Below are 17,305 nucleotides of genomic sequence, written 5' to 3' on the forward strand. Positions count from 1 at the left end.
GAGTCACTTGTGCTTGAGGCCGGTGTTCCCCGAACCGGGTGTTACGGTTAGCCTCACCTTACTAAGGCAAGCCTAACCGGTGCCCGGAGGTCCACACCATGCAGCCCACCCATGCCGAGGTCGCGCGTACGCTCGCCGCAGGCCACCTGCCCGGCGTCGCGCACGTCGCCTGCCGTCCGGGGCCGCTTCCCGTGCGGCACGTCACCGACGCGAACGGCCGGGTGCTCCTGCTCTCGCCGAGTGACGGCGCCTTCGCGGCCTCGCTGCGCCCGCAGGAGGGCAACGACGACGTCGCGATGGTGCTCGACATCTCCGACGTGCCGCCGATGGCGGGTTCGCCGACCATCGGCCGCGTGTGGCTGAGTGGCTGGGCGACCCTGCTCGAGGGCGACGAGGCCCGGGCCGCGGCGATGGACTACGCCGAGGTCGACGCGTCGGGCGACCTGCTCGACGTCGGGGCCGGCCAGGTGCTGCACCGCATGGACGTCGCCGAGGTGCGCTACGAGCGCAAGGAGAAGCTGGTCGACGTGGATGTCGACGAGTTCGCCGAGGCGACCCCCGACCCGCTCTGCCGCATCGAGTTCGACCTGATCGCCGACCTGCTCGACCACCACGAGGCCGAGATGAGCGCCTATGTTCGGCGGCAGCTCGGCAAGACGTTCCAGCCGGTCGCCGAGCCCCAGGTCGTCCGCATGGACCGGTACGGCTTCATGGTGCGCCTCGACGACAAGCTGGCCCGGCTGTCCTTCCCGCGCCCGGTGACCGACCGTCAGGACCTGGCCCACCTGCTGCACCCGGTGATCTGCCACCGCTGCAGCGACTGATCAGTCCCGCTTGAAGACTTCCGGCATCGGCTCGGTCAGGAAGCGCTGCACGTTGGGGCCGATGGCCGCGGCCAGCGTGTCGATGTCGGCGCTGGCCAGGGGCTCGATCCTGAGCACGTAACGGGCCACCATCGTGCCCGCGATCTGGGTGGCGACCAACGCCGTGCGCATCGGAGCCTCACCCGGGTCCTCGATGATCTCGCCCACCGCCCGGCGCAGGATCTGCGTGACCACGAACTCGCGCAGCAGCCGCGCCGTCCACTCGTTGCTCAACGCCGAGCGGAACACGGCCAGCGCCGCCGAGCCCGCCGATGAGTCCCACACCCCCAGGGCCGTACGGACGAGGCGCTCACCGGCCTGCTCACGCGGACCCTCCAAAGCCTGCGGGATCAGCTCGCCCGGGTTGATCGGCGCGTTCATCACGGCCAGGAAGAGCTTCTCCTTCGTGCCGAAATAGTGGTGCACGAGGGCAGGGTCGACGCCGGCGTCGCCCGCGATGCCACGGATCGACGCCTTGTCGTAGCCCTTCTCGGCGAAGATCGACCGGGCGGCCTCCAGGATGGACGCGCGAGTGTCCTGGTTGCCGGGACGCCGCCCGCTCCGCCGTGCCAATCGAAGCTCCTAAGGGGTTCGCCGTCGCAGGGTCGCGGCCGCGAGGGTGAGCGCCACCAGCGCCGCGCCCGCGACGATCACCAGGTCGCGCCACATCGTGGTGGTCGCCTCGGTCGAGACGCCCACCTGCAGCAGTGCCTCGACCGCGTAGGTCAGCGGCAGCGCGCTGCTGATCGCGTCGAGCCAGCCGGCCATCTGCTCACGCGGCACGAACAGGCCGCACAGCAGGATCTGCGGCACGACGACCACCGGTAGGAACTGTACGGCCTGGAACTCGGTGCGCGCGAAGGCGCTGCAGAACAGGCCGAGAGCCACCCCGAGTACGGCGTTGAGCACCGCGATGAGCACGACGAGGCCCGCGCTGCCGGCGGTGTCCAGGTCGAGCAGCCAGTAGGCCGCCGCGGTCGCGACCGCCCCCTGCACGGCCGCCGCCAGGCCGAACGCCAGTCCGTACCCGAACAGCAGGTCGATCTTGCCGAGCGGGGTGGTGAGCAGCCTCTCGAGCGTGCCGGTGGTGCGCTCGCGCAGCATCGCGATGCTGGTCACCAGGAACATGATCACGAACGGGAAGATGCCGAGCATGATCAGAGCGATCCGGTCGAACGTCGTGCCGGCTCCGTCGTACATGAAATAGAGCAGGGTCAACAGCAGCGCCGGTACGACGACCAGCAGCGCTACCGTGCGCCGGTCGTGCCGCAGTTGCCGCAGCACCCGGCTCGCCGTGGCCAGGGTGATCGTGAGGTTCACGCTGTGCCTCCCTGGCATGCTCTCCTGGCCCGGCATTCCGCTCCGCTCGTTCCGGTGCAGTCGGTCATGCCGCCACCTGCTCCCGGATCAAGCGCAGGAAAGCCTCTTCGAGATCGTCCGTTCCGGCGGCCGCGCGGATCGCGGGCGGGGTGTCGTCGCCGATCAGGCGGCCCTCGCGGATCAGCAGCAGGCGGTCGCAACGGCCGGCCTCGTCCATCACGTGGCTCGAGACCAGCAGCGTCGTGCCGCCCGCGGCGAGCTCGTGGAAGCGGGCCCACAGGTCGGCGCGCAGCACCGGGTCCTGCCCGACCGTCGGCTCGTCGAGCACCAGCAGCTTCGGGTCGCCGATCAGGGCGCACGCCAGCGACGCCCGGCTCCGCTGACCACCGGAGAGATTGCCGACGAGCTGGTTCTTCGCGTCGGCCAGGCCCACGTCGGCGATCGCCCGGTCGGCCTCGGCCGCGCCCAGGCCCAGCAGGGCGGCGAAATAGCGGGCGTTCTCGCGTACGGAAAGGTCGGCGTAGACGCTCGGCGCCTGCGTGACATAACCCACCGTGCGGCGCAAGGGCGCGCTGCCCGCGGGCTCGCCCAGCACCGTGACGTCGCCGCCGCGCACGATCTGCACGCCGACAATCGCCCTGATCAGGGTCGTTTTGCCGCTGCCGCTCGGGCCGAGCAGGCCGGTCACGCGCCCGGCCGGGATGTCGCACGAGACGCCGTGCAGCACCCGTCTCTTACCCCTGTCGACGACGAGGTCCCGCACCTCGATCGCGTTGTTCATCGTGTCCTCCGTCTATTTCATCGGCTGTTGAAATCAACGCTAGATGAATTCTGCGGTGCGGTCTATGCCAGGTTCGGTCAGGCACAAAAAAACACCCCCGATCCCGTACGGGACCAGGGGTGCTCTCGGTTGGCTCAGAGCGACAGGATGCGATCCAGGAACTCCCGGTAGCCGCGCATCGCCATCCGCATGCTCTCGGTGTCCGGCGTACCGGTGCCGCGCAGCGGGTCGAGCTCGTCCCGCTCGGCCAGCAGCGCCTCGGTGAGCTCGTTGACCGCGTCGGTGAGCAGGTCGTGCGCGCGGGTCAGGGCCGTCACCGGGTCGTCGACGAACTCGGCCTTGACCTCGTGCCACGCCGCCCGGAAGTGACGGGTGGCGTCCTCGTCCCAGAACGCGATGTTCCCCGCGGCGACGTCACCCGGCCGCAGCGGCGCGTCGTCGTGACCCTGCTCGTCGTCGAACTCGTCCGGCGCGGCCCGGCGACCACGGCGTACGGGCTCGGCGTCCTCGAGGCTCGCCGAGCGGCGCGGACCCTCGTCGACCGGGCCGCCGAACGTGATGCCGAGCTGGGCCTTCTCGTCGGCCGGCGGCTGAGGCTTGGCCACGGGCACCGCGATGCTGGCCGCGGCGCGCGGCGCGGGCACACCCGACACCGGTCCGGAGGCCGGGTCGGGCAGGGCCGGCGTGTACGACGGCGGCTGGCCGAAGCTCGCCCCGAAGACGGGTCCGCCGGACACGGGGGAGGCCGCGACCGGAGCACCCGAGACGGGCGGCGCCGATGTGGGGCTGACGATCGGGTGCGTCGAGGTCGGCACGGACGCCCAGCCGGCGGCGGCGCGGCGTGCGTCACCGGCGTCGTCCGCGGTGCTCCGGCCGATGTCGTCGGTGGCGCGTCGGCTGGTCTCGTCCGCGGTGGCGGTGGCCCGGTGTCCGGCGTCGTCCGTTGCGGGGCGACGTCCGGTTTCGTCCGCGGCCCGACGTCCGGTTTCGTCCGTGGCGCGACGGGCGGGCTCGTCCGGGGTGGCTCGTTCGGCCGGCGACTCCGGGACGGCGCGGCCGGCGAGCGGCTCCGGGACGGCACGGCCGGCCAGCGGCTCCGGGACGGCACGGCCGGCCAGCGGTTCTGGCACGGCGCGGCCGGTGAGCGGGTCCGGGACGGTGCGGCTGGTGTGCGGGTCCGGCACGGTGCGGCTGGCCAGCGGGTCCGGGACGGCGCGGCTTCCGGTCGGCTCGGGGGTGGTGCGGCTTCCGGGGGTCTCCGGGAATGCGCGGCCGGGCCCGTCCGGGGTGGCCCGGCGAGGCGTCTCGTCCGGCGTCCCGCGGCGGCCGGTGTCGTCGTCGGCGGCGGCGCGTCGCCCGGCGTCGGCCGGCCGACGCCCAGCGTCGTCGGGAGCGGCACGGCGGCCGAGGCCCTCCTCCGGTCCGCCGCCCGGCCCGGAGACCGGCGCGGCCGGCCCGGCGCCCGAGGTCGGCACACCGGGGATCCCGGCCCGTCCGTTCATGTCATCACGCCCGTTCTCGTCTTGCGCTTCCGCGTGGTCGGCATCTTCCCCGTGCGCGGCGCCGCCGGAAACGGCTGACAGGTCCGGCCCGGAGGACCGTCCGTTCACCTCGCCCGGCGCGTGGCCGTTGAGGCCCGGCCGAGGCTCTGTGGGGTTGCGCCCGCCGAACAGGAAACGACCGTTGCGTCCGCCAAGGCCGAAGCCACCGATATCGCCGTCCCAGGTGCTCACCCGACCGGACTCTACGGACGCCGTATCGCCGGGTTTCTCCTCCATAGCGCCGGAGTGATCAGAATCGCGCTCGGCCGGCCCGCCTCGCACGGCGGCCGCGGGCGGCTCACTGACCTGCGAGGGCGGTCCGTTGACGGGCGAGGGCGGTCCGTTGACGGGCGAGGGCGGTCCGTTGACCTGTGCCGGCGGTCCGCTGATCTGCTGCGGGGGCCCGCTGACCTGGTTCGGCAAGCCGCTCACCGGCTGCGGCGGTCCGCTGATCGGCGAGGCTGGGCCGCTGACCTGCGAGGGCGGTCCGCTGATCGGCATCCCGCCGAGACCCGCGAGATCGCGCCCGTTGGCCGCCCGGCGCCCGTCCGGGTTCACCGATCCGCTCGAACCCCGCGGTTCGCCTGCGCCCAGCGGGGCCGGCCCTCTTGATCCGTTGAGGGAGTCGCCGGCATCGGCCGAGCCGGACCCGGCGGCCCGTGCTTCCGGACCGGCCGGGCGCTGCGCGCCGTGCGGATCGTTCGGCGCCGCCCGCCCGCTGAGATTGAAACCGCCGAACGAACCGTTCGCGCCCGGCTCGATCCGGCCTCCGAGAGGCCCGTTCGTGTTCGGGGTGCCCGGCCCGTTGAAAGCGCCGCCGGATCCCTGGCCGCCGCTCGGGATGTTCGAAGGACCGATCGGGCGCTGACCGCCGGCAGGACCGCTCGCGCCGTCCGGGTTCGGGCCACCGCTCGCGGTGGGACCACCCACGGGTCCGGGTCCGCTGTGCGGGCCGGGTCCGCCGCTCGGGCCGGGTCCGCCGCTCGGGCCGGGCCTGCCGTCCGGGCCGGGCCTGCCGTCCGGGCCGGGCCTGCCGTCCGGGCCGGGCCTGCCGTCCGGGCCGGGCCTGCCGTCCGGGCCGGGCCTGCCGTCCGGGCCGGGCCCGAAACCGAGCCCACCGGTCGGGCTGGGTCCGCTGACGGAACCGGGTCCGTCCGTCGATGCGGGCCCGCCGATCGAGCCGGGCACGCTGGGCCAGCCGGGTGTGCCGAGCGGGCTGGGCACACCGGTGGGCTTCGGACCCTCGAACGCGTCCCCTCTCGGAGCAGGCGCCCCCAGGCCGGAAACTCCCGGGCCAGGAATTCCCGCGCCGGAGACTCCTGGACCAGAAATTCCCGGGCCGGAGACTCCCGGGGCGAACGTCGGTCGCGGAATGCCCGGTCCCACAAGACCCGACCCGCTGACCGGAGCCTGGCTCAGACCGGGCGGTCCGCTGACGGAGATATCGGCGTTCTCGAGCGAGCGCCGGGAGCCGAGGGCGACCATCTCGGTTTCACCCGAAAGAGTGCCGGACATCGGGGGCGAATCGGGCGTGGCGCCCTCGTCCTCCCCGTCGCGGTGCACCGGCCAGAACCGCGCCAGCCCGCGTGTCGGCCGAGCATTGTCGGGGTTGGACGTCGGCTCCATCGGTTTGAGACTCCCGTCGCTCCGGCTCCGCCACCCGCGGACTTGAGCTGCGGTAACCCTCTCGGGAGGCGGCTGAGGGCACCCCTGACTGGGTGCAGCGCACGACGACGGTACCGAACAGGAGGTCCGGAGGCACTACCCGTGCCCGGATCGTGGGGCACCGTCGTCCACCCGACAGCGCACTTCAGAACCCCGGTGGGGCGCGGTGTCGGGCGGGGTCGGCGCATGGGCGCCGATGGGGGAGAATCGTGGCGTGGTAGTCAAGAACGACCTTGATCCGGTGATCGCGGCCAAGCTCAAGCGCACGCCCGACGGCCTCGTCGCGGCGATCGTGCGGGAGCACGGCAGTGGTGACGTGCTCATGCTCGCCTGGATGGACGACGAGGCGCTGCATCGCACGCTGACGACCGGGCGGGCGACCTACTGGTCCCGCAGCCGTCAGGAATATTGGGTCAAGGGCGCGACCTCCGGCCACTACCAATTCGTCCGCAACGTCGCCCTCGACTGTGACGGCGACGCTTTGCTCGTCACGGTCGAGCAGGTCGGTGCGGCCTGCCACACCGGCGAGCACACGTGCTTCCACGACGAGCTGCCGGTGGTGACGGCGTCGTGACCAGCGGGGCGGTCTTCCCGGACGAAGCCGGCTTCCTCAAGGCGCGCCGACGCGTCGTGCCGGTGACGCGCAAGCTGCTGGCTGACGGCGAGACGCCGGTCGGGGTCTACACCAAGCTCGCGGGCGGCCCCGGCACGTTCCTGCTCGAGTCGGCCGAGCAGGGCGCGGGCCCGTCCGGCGCCGCCTGGTCGCGCTATTCGTTCGTGGGTGTGCGCAGCGCCGCGACGCTGGTCGAGCGCGACGGCGAGGCCCACTGGCTGGGCGTCCCGCCCGCGGGGGTGCCGCTCGACGGCGACCCGGTGGTCGCGTTGCGCGAGACCGTCGCCGCCCTCGCCGACGGGCCGGCCGCGGGTGATCTGCCCCCGCTGACCGGCGGCATGGTCGGTTATCTGAGCTATGACCTCGTACGCCGTTTCGAGCGCCTGCCCGTGTCGGCGAGCGACGATCTGCGGCTGCCCGAGCTGGGCATGATGCTCGCCACCGACCTGGTCGTGCTCGACCACTTCGACGGCTCGGCGATCCTGGTGGCCAACGCCGTGCTGGCCGACGACGCCGACGACGACTCCAGGAAAGCGGCCTATCACAACGCCGTCGGCCGTCTCGACGCGATGACCACGGCGTTGTCCCGGCCGACCCCGCCGATGATCTCCACGGTGGAGCGCCGGCCGGCGGGCGAGCCGGTCAGCCGCACCGCGCCGGGCGAATACCAGAAGGCGGTCGACGAGGCCAAGGAAGCCATCCGGGCCGGCGAGTGCTTCCAGATCGTCGTGGCCCAGCGGTTCGAGCGGCCCACCGACGCGAACCCGCTCGACGTCTATCGCGTGCTGCGGGCGACGAACCCCAGTCCGTACATGTATCTGCTTCGTTTCGACGACTTCGACATCGTCGGCTCGTCGCCCGAGGCCCACCTCAAGGTCAGCTCGGACGAGGAAGGCACCCGGCGGGCGCTGCTGCACCCGATCGCGGGCACCCGCTGGCGCGGCGCGACCCCCGAGCTCGACAACGCGCTCGCCGCCGAGCTGCTGGCCGACCCCAAGGAGCGTTCCGAGCACGTGATGCTGGTCGACCTGGGCCGTAACGACCTGGGCCGGGTGTGCAAGGCCGGCTCGGTCGAGGTGCCCGAGTTCGCGCGCATCGAGCGCTACAGCCATGTGATGCACATCGTGTCGACCGTCATCGGTGAGCTGCGCGACGACCGGTCGGCGTTCGACGCGCTGGCCGCGACGTTCCCGGCGGGCACGCTGTCGGGGGCGCCGAAGGTGCGCGCCATGGAGATCATCGAGTCGTTGGAGCCGACGCGCCGCGGTCTCTACGGCGGCACGGTCGGCTATTTCGGGTTCGCCGGCGACATGGACATGGCGATCGCGATCCGTACGGCGCTGCTCAAGGACGGCGTGGCCTATGTGGGCGCGGGCGCCGGCATCGTCGCCGACTCCGACCCGGCTGCCGAAGAGCAGGAGACCCGTAACAAGGCGGCGGCGGTGCTGGCCGCGATCGCCTCGGCCGAGACGCTGCGTGCCGCCCGATGAACCGTCGTTCCTATCTGCTGTCCCTGCTCGCCTGCCTGGCCGGTTCGGGCCTGGCCGCGTACGGGGCCACGCGCACCTGGTCGGTGCAGGTGACCGAGCGTCCGGGTCTGTCCGATCTGCGTACGGTCCAGACCGGCGCCGATCTCGAGCCGTGGCTGATCGGTCTGGCCCTGGTCGGCCTGGCCGGCACGGGAGCCCTGCTGGCGACGCACGGCTGGCTGCGGCGGGTCCTGGGCGGTCTGCTGGCGCTGGCCGGGGTCGGTGTCGTGATCGGCGCGGTCGCCGGCCGGGCGGGCCTCGACCCGGGCGCGGCCGGCAGCGGCGGCACGATCTGGCCGGTGGCCTGTGCTCTCGGGGGCGCGATCGTCGTGGCCGGCGGGCTGGTCGCGGCGCGTCACGGGCATCGGTGGCCGCGCATGTCAGCCCGGTACGACCGCAAGCCCGCGCCGGTGGGTGCGCCGGAGGCGCCGGGTCTCAACGTGAAGCCGGTCGACAACCGAGCCGCCTGGGACTCGCTGGACCGGGGCAACGACCCGACGGCGTAACCCCCCAAGATCAGCGGGGAAGAAGTAGCTGGCCGGTGGGGAAGTGGCCGGCCGGGCTGCAAGCGGTAAGAGCCCGGCAAGAATCAGCGGGTCTTGGCGAGGTGGCGGCGGGCCGGGGCGGGGCGGGCGATCAGGGCGGCCACCTCGCGGGTGAGCTCGGCGCGGGCCTCGTGGCGCGCGCGGTCTTCCAGGGTTGCGGCCCACGCGTTGTCGCGGGCGGTGCGAACGTTGTCGTCGCCCACAACCCGCCGCTGCACCTCGGTGACGATTTCGGCGGCGGCGGAGAAGAAGGCGCGGGAGACGTTGGCCAAGCCGGCGGGCTCGGCCGGAACGGTCCGGATGGCGGCCACGAGAAACTCCCCATCGTTTCGATCGACGGTTTGGCTTTATGTTTTCCGCTGCGGGTGGGTTCAGTTCTGAGCTGGCAGGCGTTCGGAACGCCTCGACCAGTCTGCCTGGAACTCATCATTCCCGGGCCCTATTTCCGGTGAGTGACGGTCGTGTCAACGCAATGTCGGGTCCACCGATCAGATGAGGTGTCCCTGGCAGGCGGCCCGCCGGGGGCGGACCCCTGTGACGGAAGTGACAGATCGTGCGCGAGCAGGCCGCATTATGCAACAGGCCTCCTGGTGAGGCGCGCCATACCCCGGGCGGCCTTGCGCGACCGCGACCTCCTAGCATCGGGCGGAGGACACCCGGAGAGGGGAGTCATTTCGTGACATCCGATCAGCAGGCGGAAGCGGGTTCTGGCGGACCGCAGAACGTGCTGGAGGAGATCCTCGCCGGAGTGCGCGAGGACGTGGCGGCCCGGCAGGAGAAGGTGCCGCTGGAACAGGTTCGGGAGGCGGCTGCGGCGACCCCGCCGGCGATCGACGCCTATGCGGCGTTGCGCAAGCCGGGGGTAGCGGTGATCGCCGAGGTGAAGCGGTCGTCGCCGTCCAAGGGCGCGCTGGCCGACATACCCGATCCGGCCGAGCTGGCCACCGAGTACGCGGCAGGCGGCGCTCGGTGCATCAGCGTGCTCACCGAGGGCCGATGGTTCGGCGGGTCGCTCGACGACCTGCGGGCCGTGCGGGCCTCGGTGCAGGTCCCCGTGCTCCGCAAGGATTTCGTGGTCTCCAGCTATCAGGTGCACGAGGCTCGTGCACACGGCGCCGACATGGTGCTCCTGATCGTCGCGGCCCTCGAGCAGAACGTGCTCATGGGCCTGCTCGAGCGCATCGAGTCGCTCGGCATGACGGCGCTCGTCGAGGTGCACAACGAGGAGGAGGCCGACCGCGCCCTCGAGGCGAACGCGAAGGTCATCGGCGTGAACGCCCGTGACCTGCGCACGCTCGAGGTCGACCGGTCGGTGTTCGAGCGCATCGCGCCCGGGCTGCCGAACAACGTCGTGAAGATCGCCGAGTCGGGCGTGCGGGGGCCGCACGACCTGATCCGGTACGCGTCGGCGGGCGCCGACGCCGTGCTGGTGGGCGAGGGCCTGGTGACGCAGAAGGCGCCGCGCGACGCGGTGGCCGAGCTGGTGAACGCGGGCAACCACCCGGCGACGCCCCGGCCGGTGCGGTGAGCGCCCCGGTGCTGCCCGACCTGGCCGGGCACTTCGGGCGCTACGGCGGCCGGTTCGTGCCCGAGGCCCTGGTGCGGGCGCTGGACGAGCTCGACGCGGCCTACCGGACGGCGAAGAACGACCCGGCGTTCCAGGCGGAGTTCTCCGATCTGCTGGTGAACTACGCGGGCGTGCCGTCGCTGCTCTACCGGGCGTCGCGCCTGTCGCAGGTGCTCGGGGCCGAGATCCTGCTCAAGCGGGAGGACCTGAACCACACCGGCGCTCACAAGGTGCGCAACGTGCTGGGTCAGGCCCTGCTGGCCAAGCGGATGGGCAAGCCGCGGGTGATCGCCGAGACCGGCGCCGGTCAGCACGGCGTGGCCAGCGCGACCGCGGCGGCGCTGCTCGACCTCGAGTGCGTGGTCTACATGGGCGAGATGGATACCGAGCGGCAGGCGCTGAACGTGGCCCGCATGCGCATGCTCGGTGCCACCGTCGTGCCGGTGACCAACGGTTCGCGCACCCTCAAGGACGCGCTCAACGAGGCTCTGCGTGACTGGGTGGCCAGCGTCGACACCACCCACTACCTGCTCGGTACGGCGGCCGGCCCGGCCCCGTTCCCCGAGATCGTCCGCGATTTCGTGGGCGGCATCGGGATCGAGGCGCGCGAGCAGTGCCTGGCCCAGCTCGGCCGGCTGCCCGACGCGGTGGCGGCGTGCGTGGGCGGCGGGTCGAACGCGATCGGCATCTTCCACGCGTTCGTCCCCGACGACACGGTGCAGCTCTTCGGCTTCGAGGCCGGCGGTGAGGGCGTGGCGACCGGCCGGCACGCGGCGTCGATCACCGGTGGTTCGTCGGGTGTGCTGCACGGCGCCCGCACGTACGTGCTGCAGGACGAGGACGGGCAGACCGTCGAGTCGCATTCGATCTCGGCCGGTCTCGACTACCCGGGTGTCGGCCCCGAGCATGCGTGGCTGCACGACACCGGCCGGGCGACGTATGAGCCGGTGACCGACGACGAGGCGATGGCCGCGTTCCAGCTGCTGTGCCGCACCGAGGGGATCATCCCGGCCATCGAGAGCGCGCACGCGCTGGCCGGCGCCGCCCGCATCGTGCCGCAGCTGCGTGAGGAGCTGGGCCGCACGCCGACGATCGTGGTCAACCTGTCCGGTCGCGGCGACAAGGACGTCCACACGGCGGGCGCCTACTTCGGCATCCTCGACCAGGTCGAGGCCGTCGTCCCGGGAGAGAACACGTGACAATCGCCCAGGTCTTCCACAAGGCCCGCATCGAGGACCGCGCGGTGCTGGTCGGCTGCATGCCGGCCGGCTTCCCGACGGTCGACGACAGTATCGCGTCGATGATCGCGATGCACGAGGCCGGCTGCGACGTCATCGAGGTCGAGCTGCCCTACTCCGACCCGGTCATGGACGGCCCGGTCATCCAGCGGGCCAGCGACATCGCCCTGGCCGGCGGGGTACGCACCCGCGACACGCTGCAGATCATCGAGGCGGTCGCGAGCATCGGCGCCAACGTCGTGCTGATGACCTATTGGAACCCGGTCGAGAAGTACGGGGTGAACGCGTTCGCCCGCGACCTGGCCGCGGCCGGGGCCACCGGCATGATCACGCCCGACCTGATCCCGGACGAGGCGGCTGAATGGATCGCCGCCTCCGACGAGCACCGGATCGACCGTACGTTCCTGGTGTCTCCGTCCTCGACCGACGAGCGCCTGGCGATGACGGTCGCGAACTGCCGCGGCTTCGTCTACGCGACCGCGCTGATGGGTGTCACCGGCGCCCGCACGTCCGTGTCGTCGCAGGCCCCCGAGCTGGTCGAGCGGGTCCGGCACGCCGACCCGGACATGCCGGTCGGCGTCGGTCTCGGGGTCGGCACCGGCGCGCAGGCGGCCGAGGTGGCCGGGTTCGCCGACGGTGTGATCGTCGGCAGCGCGCTGATCCGGTGCGTGCTGGAAGCCCCCGATCGGGCGACCGGCATCGCGCGGCTGCGGGCGCTGAGCGCCGAACTGTCCGAGGGCGTACGCAACCCGCGAAAGTAACCTCCGCCCTGGGCACCCCGCTCTCAGGCTGCGACGGTACCGTGTTCAACCGTGAATCTCGCCGCGATCCCGAGTCCGACAACTTCCGTCTGGCACCTGCTCGGCCTGCCCGTGCGGGCTTATGCGCTCTGCATCGTCGTGGGCATCGTCGCAGCCTGCCTGATCATGGAGTATCGGCTGCGTAACCGGGGTGCCGCCCGGTGGGCCTCGCTCGACATCGCGGTGTGGGCGGTGCCGTTCGGCATCGTCGGCGCCCGCATCTACCACCTGATCACGTCGCCGCAGGACTATTTCGGCGCCGGCGGCGACCCGATCCGGGCCCTCTACATCTGGGAGGGCGGCCTCGGCATCTGGGGCGCGGTGCTGGGCGGCGCGCTCGGTGCCTGGCTCGGCGCCCGCCAGCTCGGCCTGCCGTTCGGCCTGGTCGCCGACTCGCTCGCGCCCGGCCTGCCGGTGGCCCAGGCGCTCGGCCGGCTCGGCAACTGGTTCAACAACGAGCTCTACGGCAAGGTCACCACGCTGCCGTGGGGCCTCGAGGTCCACGAGATGGACCGGTCGAACCCCGGGCACGCCATCAAGATCGACGGTCAGGCGGTCACGCTGCCCGATCTCTACCAGCCGACGTTCCTCTACGAGCTGCTGTGGAACCTCGGTGTCGCGCTGCTGGTGTGGCTGGCCGACCGCCGCTGGAAGTTCGGCCGCGGCCGCGCCTTCGCGCTCTACGTGATGGCGTACACGGTGGGCCGGTTCTGGATCGAGATGCTGCGCGTCGACGAGGCCAACCACCTGTTCGGCATCCGGCTCAACGTTTTCACCTCGATCATCGTGTTCCTCGGCGCGCTGATCTACTTCCTGGTCGTGCGTGGCCCCCGCGCCTACGTGGTGCCCGACGACGCGCCCGAGACCGAGCCCGAGCCGTCGGCCGCGAGCGACGTCTCCCAGGTCGACGTCACCGGCGGCCACGACAGCGGCGCGAAGACCCCCAAGGGCTACCAGGTGGTCAGCGAGTCCCGGTTCCAGGCCTACCGGCGTACGGGGATCCTGCCGCCCGACACCCCCGCCGACATGGCCGAGGAGATCGCGGCGGGCGGTCACCCCGTCGAGCGCGATCCGGCCGGCCCGGCCGGGGTCGGCGAGTCGGTCCTGGCCACGGGCGCGGCCGCCGGGTCGGGTCCCGACGGCGCCTCCGGCGGCGACGTCGAACCGGAGCCCCGCAAAGACGAACGCTGACCTGACGTGCGCACCGCCGTCGTCGTCGGTGCGGGCCTGGCCGGGCTCGCCACCGCGGGCGCCCTGTCCCGCTCCGGCTGGCGGGTCGTGCTGCTCGAACGCGGCGAGCGGGTCGCCGCACCGCCCACCGCCCTGGTGCTGTGGGCCAACGGCCGCCGCGCCCTGGAGTCGCTCGACCCCGAGGGCGGCTGGTCGGCGATCACGTCACCGGTGCCCGATCCGGGGGTGCGCCGCCCCGACGGGCAGTGGCTGGTCACGCCGCGCCCGAACGCGGCCACGTCGGTCGTGCACCTGGAAGATCTCTACGACGCGCTGGTGGCGGGTCTCGGCGACCGGGTCGAGATCCGCACCGGCTGCACCGTCACCCGCGTCCGCACCGGGGTGAGCCTGCGCCCGGTGGTCAGCGACGGCCGCTCCGAGATCGAGGCCGACCTGGTCGTCGCGGCCGACGGCATCGACAGCGCCGTGCGCCGGGCGCTCGCCCCGGAATCGGTAGCGGTCGGCTCCGGCTTCACCGCGTGGCAGGCCGTCGTCCCCGGCTTCCGGGCCCCGGACGGACCGGTCAGCGGCGAGACGCTCGGCACCGGCTACCGCTTCGTGTCGGTCCCGCTCGGGGAGCACGCGGGTGGTCAGGGCGGCGTCTACTGGGTGGCGACCGCGGCCGGCGCGCCCCGCCCTGAGTCGCCCGAGACTCAGCTGGCCCTGTTGCGCCGCTGGTTCTCCGGCTGGCACCCGCCGGTGGGGGAGCTGCTGGCCGCGACCCACGCCGACGACCTGATCCCGCAAGAGGTCCGCGAGCTGCGGCCACTGCCCCGGGCGTACGCCTTCCCGTCCGGCCCGGGCGGCGTGGTGCTGCTCGGCGACGCGGCCCACGCCATGCCCCACCATCTCGGACAGGGCGCGTGCCTGGCCTTCGAGGACGCCGCCACCCTTCGCACCCTGGCCGCCGGCGACGACCTGCCGGCCGCGCTCGCCTCCTACGACCGCCTGCGCCGCCCGCGCACGACGAGCATGGTGCGTCAGACGCGGCGCATGTCGGCGGTCGTGCAGGCCCGGGGCAAGCTCGCTCTGCGGGCCCGTGACGTGGCCCTGAGCCACCTGCGCCCGCGTCTGTTCGGAGCGCCGGTCCCGGAGTGGGCGCCGCCGGAGTGATCGCCCCGAAGCTCACGGCCAAGGTGCCGGCGAAGGCGACGATCGGCGGCAAGCTGAAGATCACCGGCAACGCCGTCGTGGTGCTGCGCCGAGACGCCCGCGACGACCGGCGTCGGTAGCTTTCGTTGCAGGACAGCCCGGTAGCTGCGGCAGAGGGGCCGGGACGGCAGGGGCCGAGCGGCCGGCCCGGCTCCTGTCGGACGACTCGTACGTCATGATTTTGCGCCTGGAGAAGCGGGGTCGCGACGGAGCCGTGACGTCGCTACGATCCCGCGCATGTTGGTCAACGCCGCGGTCGCCCTCGCCCTGACCGCCCTGCCGGTCGCCCTCGCCCCCACCGACCCCGCCCCGACGAACGTCGAACTCGCCTGGGTGTCCGACGAGCACAAGGCGTTCGCTGTCACCTGGGACGAGACGGGCGACGTCCGCAACCGCATCGACCTGGTCAACGCCGACGGCAGCCCGACGAACTGGGCCGAGCAGTACACCGCGGCGGGCGCGCCGAACCGCGCGACGTTTGTCAACGCGGCGTTCTCCAACTCGAACCTGCGCGTCCGCGTCACCGTCGTCGACGCCGACGGCACCGCGCTCAGCGAGCCGGCCGACTCGGCGGCGTTCGACACCAACGGCGCCCCGCCCCCGGTCATCACCAAGGCCGTCGCCACCGTCGACGGGTCGATCAAGCTGACCTGGGTGCCCGGCAAGATCACCGATCCCAACCCGGGCGACCCGCTCGACCTGCCGGCCACCGAGTTCGGCCACCTCCCGTTCGCGTCCCAACCCACCTTCAACGAATTCGACATCGTGGGTGACGAGGTCCGCGGCGGGGGCACAGTCGTCATCAAGCGGGTCGGCCCGGTCATCGTCGGCCTGTGGGCGGTCAACGAGTGGGCCAACCGCATCGGCGACTACGCGGTGTTCAACGGCACGAAGGTCACGGCCAAGGTGCCGGCGAAGGCGACGATCGGCGGCAAGCTGAAGGTCACCGGCACGGCCGTCGCCCTGCTGCGCGGCTGCGACCCCGGCCCGTGCTGGTCCTACGAGGAGCCGTGGGCCGGGCGCGAGGTCAGCCTGCAGACCCGCGCGACCGAGGACGCCGCCTGGAAGACCGTCGCGACCACGAAGTCCGGGGCCGAGGGCAAGTTCACGTTCAGCACCGCGTTCGCCGCCACCGGCGACTACCGCGTCATCGCCGCGCCGGTCGCCGCGGTCAAGAAAGAGCCGGGCTGGACGTACGCCGAGACGACGGCGACGACCGTCACCGGCGTGACCGGAACCGTGCCCGACGACGGTTCGGACGAGGGCGACGGCGGTACCGGCGGCGGGCTGCCCATCACCGGGCCGTCGACGATGGTGTTCGCGCTGGCCGGCGTTCTTCTCGTCCTGCTGGGCGGGGGCTTGGCGGCTACCGGGCGGCTGCGCCGTCGGTAGCTTTCGTTGCAGGACAGCCCGGTAGCTGCGGCAGAGAGGCCGGGACGGCAGGGGCCGAGCGGCAGGCCCGGCTCCGGTTGGACGACCCGTACGTCATGAATGTTCTCTTTACAGGGCGGCGGCGGCCGGTTCGCCGATGCAGGCCGTGCCGGCGCGGCGGAAGCCGACCTTGGTGTAGAGGCGGGCCACGTCTTCGTCGCCGGCGGACAGGAAGACGAGGTCGACGCCGTCGTGCAGGGCTCGGCGGGCCAGGGCGGCCGTGAGTTGTGACGCATAGCCGCGGCGGCGGGCGGACGGCAGGGTGGCGACACCGGCGATCTCGGCCACATCGCCCGAACGCATGACGGCGCCGGTGGCGAGAATCCCGTCGGGCGAGTCGACGACGGCGGTGTGATAGTCGCCGGAGCGACTGCGGTCACGTTGGCTGGCCACCAGAGCGTCGCTGAGCTGCCCGGTCGCGGCGTCACGTTCGGCCGGACCGGCCGGCGTGGTCAGCAGGGCACCGGCCAGCGGGGACGTGGCCGAGGCGGGAGCGCCGAAGCCGAGCTGGGCGACCGCGCGCGAGACGGCCAGCTCGGCGGCGAACTCGTCGGCGGCCGGGTCGAGGAAGCGCAGCGTGCCGCCGGTCACGGGCAGATCAGGCACGAGCGCGGCCGGGTCGAGCACGAGCAGCGGGGCGAGCAGCACGTCGAGCCCGGCGGAACGGGCGACGGCGAGCAGGTCGGGGGTGGTTTCGTGCACCCACTCGAACGCTTCGGGCAAGCCCAGGTCGCGTTGTCGCTGGCGGGCGGCAGTAATATCGGCGGCGGAGGGTGTCCCGGCCCCGGCGCGGGGACGGGCATAGTAGGGCCAGCCTTCGCCCTCGCGGACGAAGAGCACCAGCCCGCCGATCTCCTCGGCCCGTGCGTAGGGCCGGGGGAGGGCGTCGTAAAAACGCTCGAGCCTGACGAAGACGTCGGAATCCTGTTGCGCCACCGCGCGAGACTACCCAACTACCGCATATCTTCGGCTACCCGTTTATGCCGGGAAGAGGGATTGAAGCCCGTTCCAAGTGTGATCCATCTGAACT

Annotated in this window: 17 protein-coding genes; 11 read left to right on the plus strand and 6 right to left on the minus strand. The window is 72.5% G+C overall.

The features are described 5' to 3' along the window. Window positions 1-98 precede the first annotated feature (98 nt). Window positions 99-824 (plus strand): DUF2470 domain-containing protein, encoded by a 726-nt coding sequence (locus EER30_RS16765; RefSeq protein ID WP_127501383.1) that lies wholly within the window; start codon window positions 99-101, stop codon window positions 822-824. Here EER30_RS16765 and EER30_RS16770 read toward each other — a convergent pair whose 3' ends face one another. The 4 genes from EER30_RS16770 to EER30_RS16785 form a co-directional block, all read right to left on the minus strand. Then, window positions 825-1,436 carry a TetR/AcrR family transcriptional regulator gene (locus EER30_RS16770; protein ID WP_127501384.1) on the minus strand — a complete coding sequence of 204 codons (612 nt, stop codon included), beginning with the start codon at window positions 1,434-1,436 and terminating at the stop codon, window positions 825-827. Between the two features lie 9 nt (window positions 1,437-1,445). Next, entirely contained in the window at window positions 1,446-2,183 is a 738-nt protein-coding gene (locus EER30_RS16775) for an ABC transporter permease (protein ID WP_127501385.1), read from the minus strand. Between the two features lie 64 nt (window positions 2,184-2,247). Next, window positions 2,248-2,964, minus strand: a complete 717-nt coding sequence (locus EER30_RS16780) for an ABC transporter ATP-binding protein (protein ID WP_127501386.1) — start codon at window positions 2,962-2,964, stop codon at window positions 2,248-2,250. Between the two features lie 134 nt (window positions 2,965-3,098). Beyond that, window positions 3,099-4,697 carry a hypothetical protein gene (locus tag EER30_RS16785; protein ID WP_164842352.1) on the minus strand — a complete coding sequence of 533 codons (1,599 nt, stop codon included), beginning with the start codon at window positions 4,695-4,697 and terminating at the stop codon, window positions 3,099-3,101. Between the two features lie 1,669 nt (window positions 4,698-6,366). Between EER30_RS16785 and hisI the strand changes: the two genes are divergently transcribed. From hisI to EER30_RS16805, 3 genes are read left to right on the plus strand one after another with little or no spacing between them, the layout of a single operon-like run. Beyond that, window positions 6,367-6,744 carry a phosphoribosyl-AMP cyclohydrolase gene (hisI, locus tag EER30_RS16795; protein ID WP_127501389.1) on the plus strand — a complete coding sequence of 126 codons (378 nt, stop codon included), beginning with the start codon at window positions 6,367-6,369 and terminating at the stop codon, window positions 6,742-6,744. After that, a complete protein-coding gene (locus EER30_RS16800; protein WP_127501390.1) occupies window positions 6,741-8,273 on the plus strand; it encodes an anthranilate synthase component I in 1,533 nt (510 codons plus the stop codon). Before hisI ends, EER30_RS16800 begins: the two co-directional genes overlap by 4 nt. Continuing rightward, complete coding sequence (locus EER30_RS16805) at window positions 8,270-8,818, plus strand: Trp biosynthesis-associated membrane protein (protein ID WP_127501391.1); 549 nt, start codon at window positions 8,270-8,272, stop codon at window positions 8,816-8,818. Before EER30_RS16800 ends, EER30_RS16805 begins: the two co-directional genes overlap by 4 nt. Window positions 8,819-8,901: 83 nt before the next feature. Here EER30_RS16805 and EER30_RS16810 read toward each other — a convergent pair whose 3' ends face one another. Then, entirely contained in the window at window positions 8,902-9,168 is a 267-nt protein-coding gene (locus tag EER30_RS16810; RefSeq protein WP_240670062.1) for a hypothetical protein, read from the minus strand. Window positions 9,169-9,581: 413 nt separating this feature from the next. Here EER30_RS16810 and trpC point away from each other — a divergent pair, with 413 nt between their 5' ends. From trpC to EER30_RS16840, 7 genes are all read left to right on the plus strand, one after another. Then, window positions 9,582-10,385, plus strand: coding sequence for an indole-3-glycerol phosphate synthase TrpC (trpC, locus tag EER30_RS16815; RefSeq protein WP_127501569.1), 804 nt, complete (start codon window positions 9,582-9,584; stop codon window positions 10,383-10,385). Then, window positions 10,382-11,623 carry a tryptophan synthase subunit beta gene (trpB, locus tag EER30_RS16820; RefSeq protein WP_127501392.1) on the plus strand — a complete coding sequence of 414 codons (1,242 nt, stop codon included), beginning with the start codon at window positions 10,382-10,384 and terminating at the stop codon, window positions 11,621-11,623. The genes trpC and trpB overlap by 4 nt, the downstream gene beginning before the upstream one ends. Then, the gene (trpA, locus tag EER30_RS16825; RefSeq protein ID WP_127501393.1) at window positions 11,620-12,423 is read left to right on the plus strand and encodes a tryptophan synthase subunit alpha; all 804 of its coding nucleotides are present in this window, start codon (window positions 11,620-11,622) and stop codon (window positions 12,421-12,423) included. The genes trpB and trpA overlap by 4 nt, the downstream gene beginning before the upstream one ends. A 51-nt stretch (window positions 12,424-12,474) precedes the next feature. After that, window positions 12,475-13,653 carry a prolipoprotein diacylglyceryl transferase gene (gene lgt, locus EER30_RS16830; protein WP_127501394.1) on the plus strand — a complete coding sequence of 393 codons (1,179 nt, stop codon included), beginning with the start codon at window positions 12,475-12,477 and terminating at the stop codon, window positions 13,651-13,653. Between the two features lie 6 nt (window positions 13,654-13,659). Further along, window positions 13,660-14,805 carry an FAD-dependent oxidoreductase gene (locus EER30_RS16835; protein ID WP_127501395.1) on the plus strand — a complete coding sequence of 382 codons (1,146 nt, stop codon included), beginning with the start codon at window positions 13,660-13,662 and terminating at the stop codon, window positions 14,803-14,805. After that, a complete protein-coding gene (locus tag EER30_RS49395) occupies window positions 14,802-14,924 on the plus strand; it encodes a hypothetical protein (protein ID WP_255436648.1) in 123 nt (40 codons plus the stop codon). The genes EER30_RS16835 and EER30_RS49395 overlap by 4 nt, the downstream gene beginning before the upstream one ends. A 157-nt stretch (window positions 14,925-15,081) precedes the next feature. Further along, window positions 15,082-16,236, plus strand: coding sequence for a hypothetical protein (locus tag EER30_RS16840; protein ID WP_127501396.1), 1,155 nt, complete (start codon window positions 15,082-15,084; stop codon window positions 16,234-16,236). Between the two features lie 108 nt (window positions 16,237-16,344). Here EER30_RS16840 and EER30_RS16845 read toward each other — a convergent pair whose 3' ends face one another. Continuing rightward, entirely contained in the window at window positions 16,345-17,211 is an 867-nt protein-coding gene (locus EER30_RS16845; RefSeq protein ID WP_127501397.1) for a GNAT family N-acetyltransferase, read from the minus strand. Window positions 17,212-17,305 lie beyond the last annotated feature (94 nt).

It is taken from the genome of Actinoplanes solisilvae, from assembly GCF_003999975.1.
Taxonomy (GTDB): domain Bacteria; phylum Actinomycetota; class Actinomycetes; order Mycobacteriales; family Micromonosporaceae; genus Actinoplanes; species Actinoplanes solisilvae.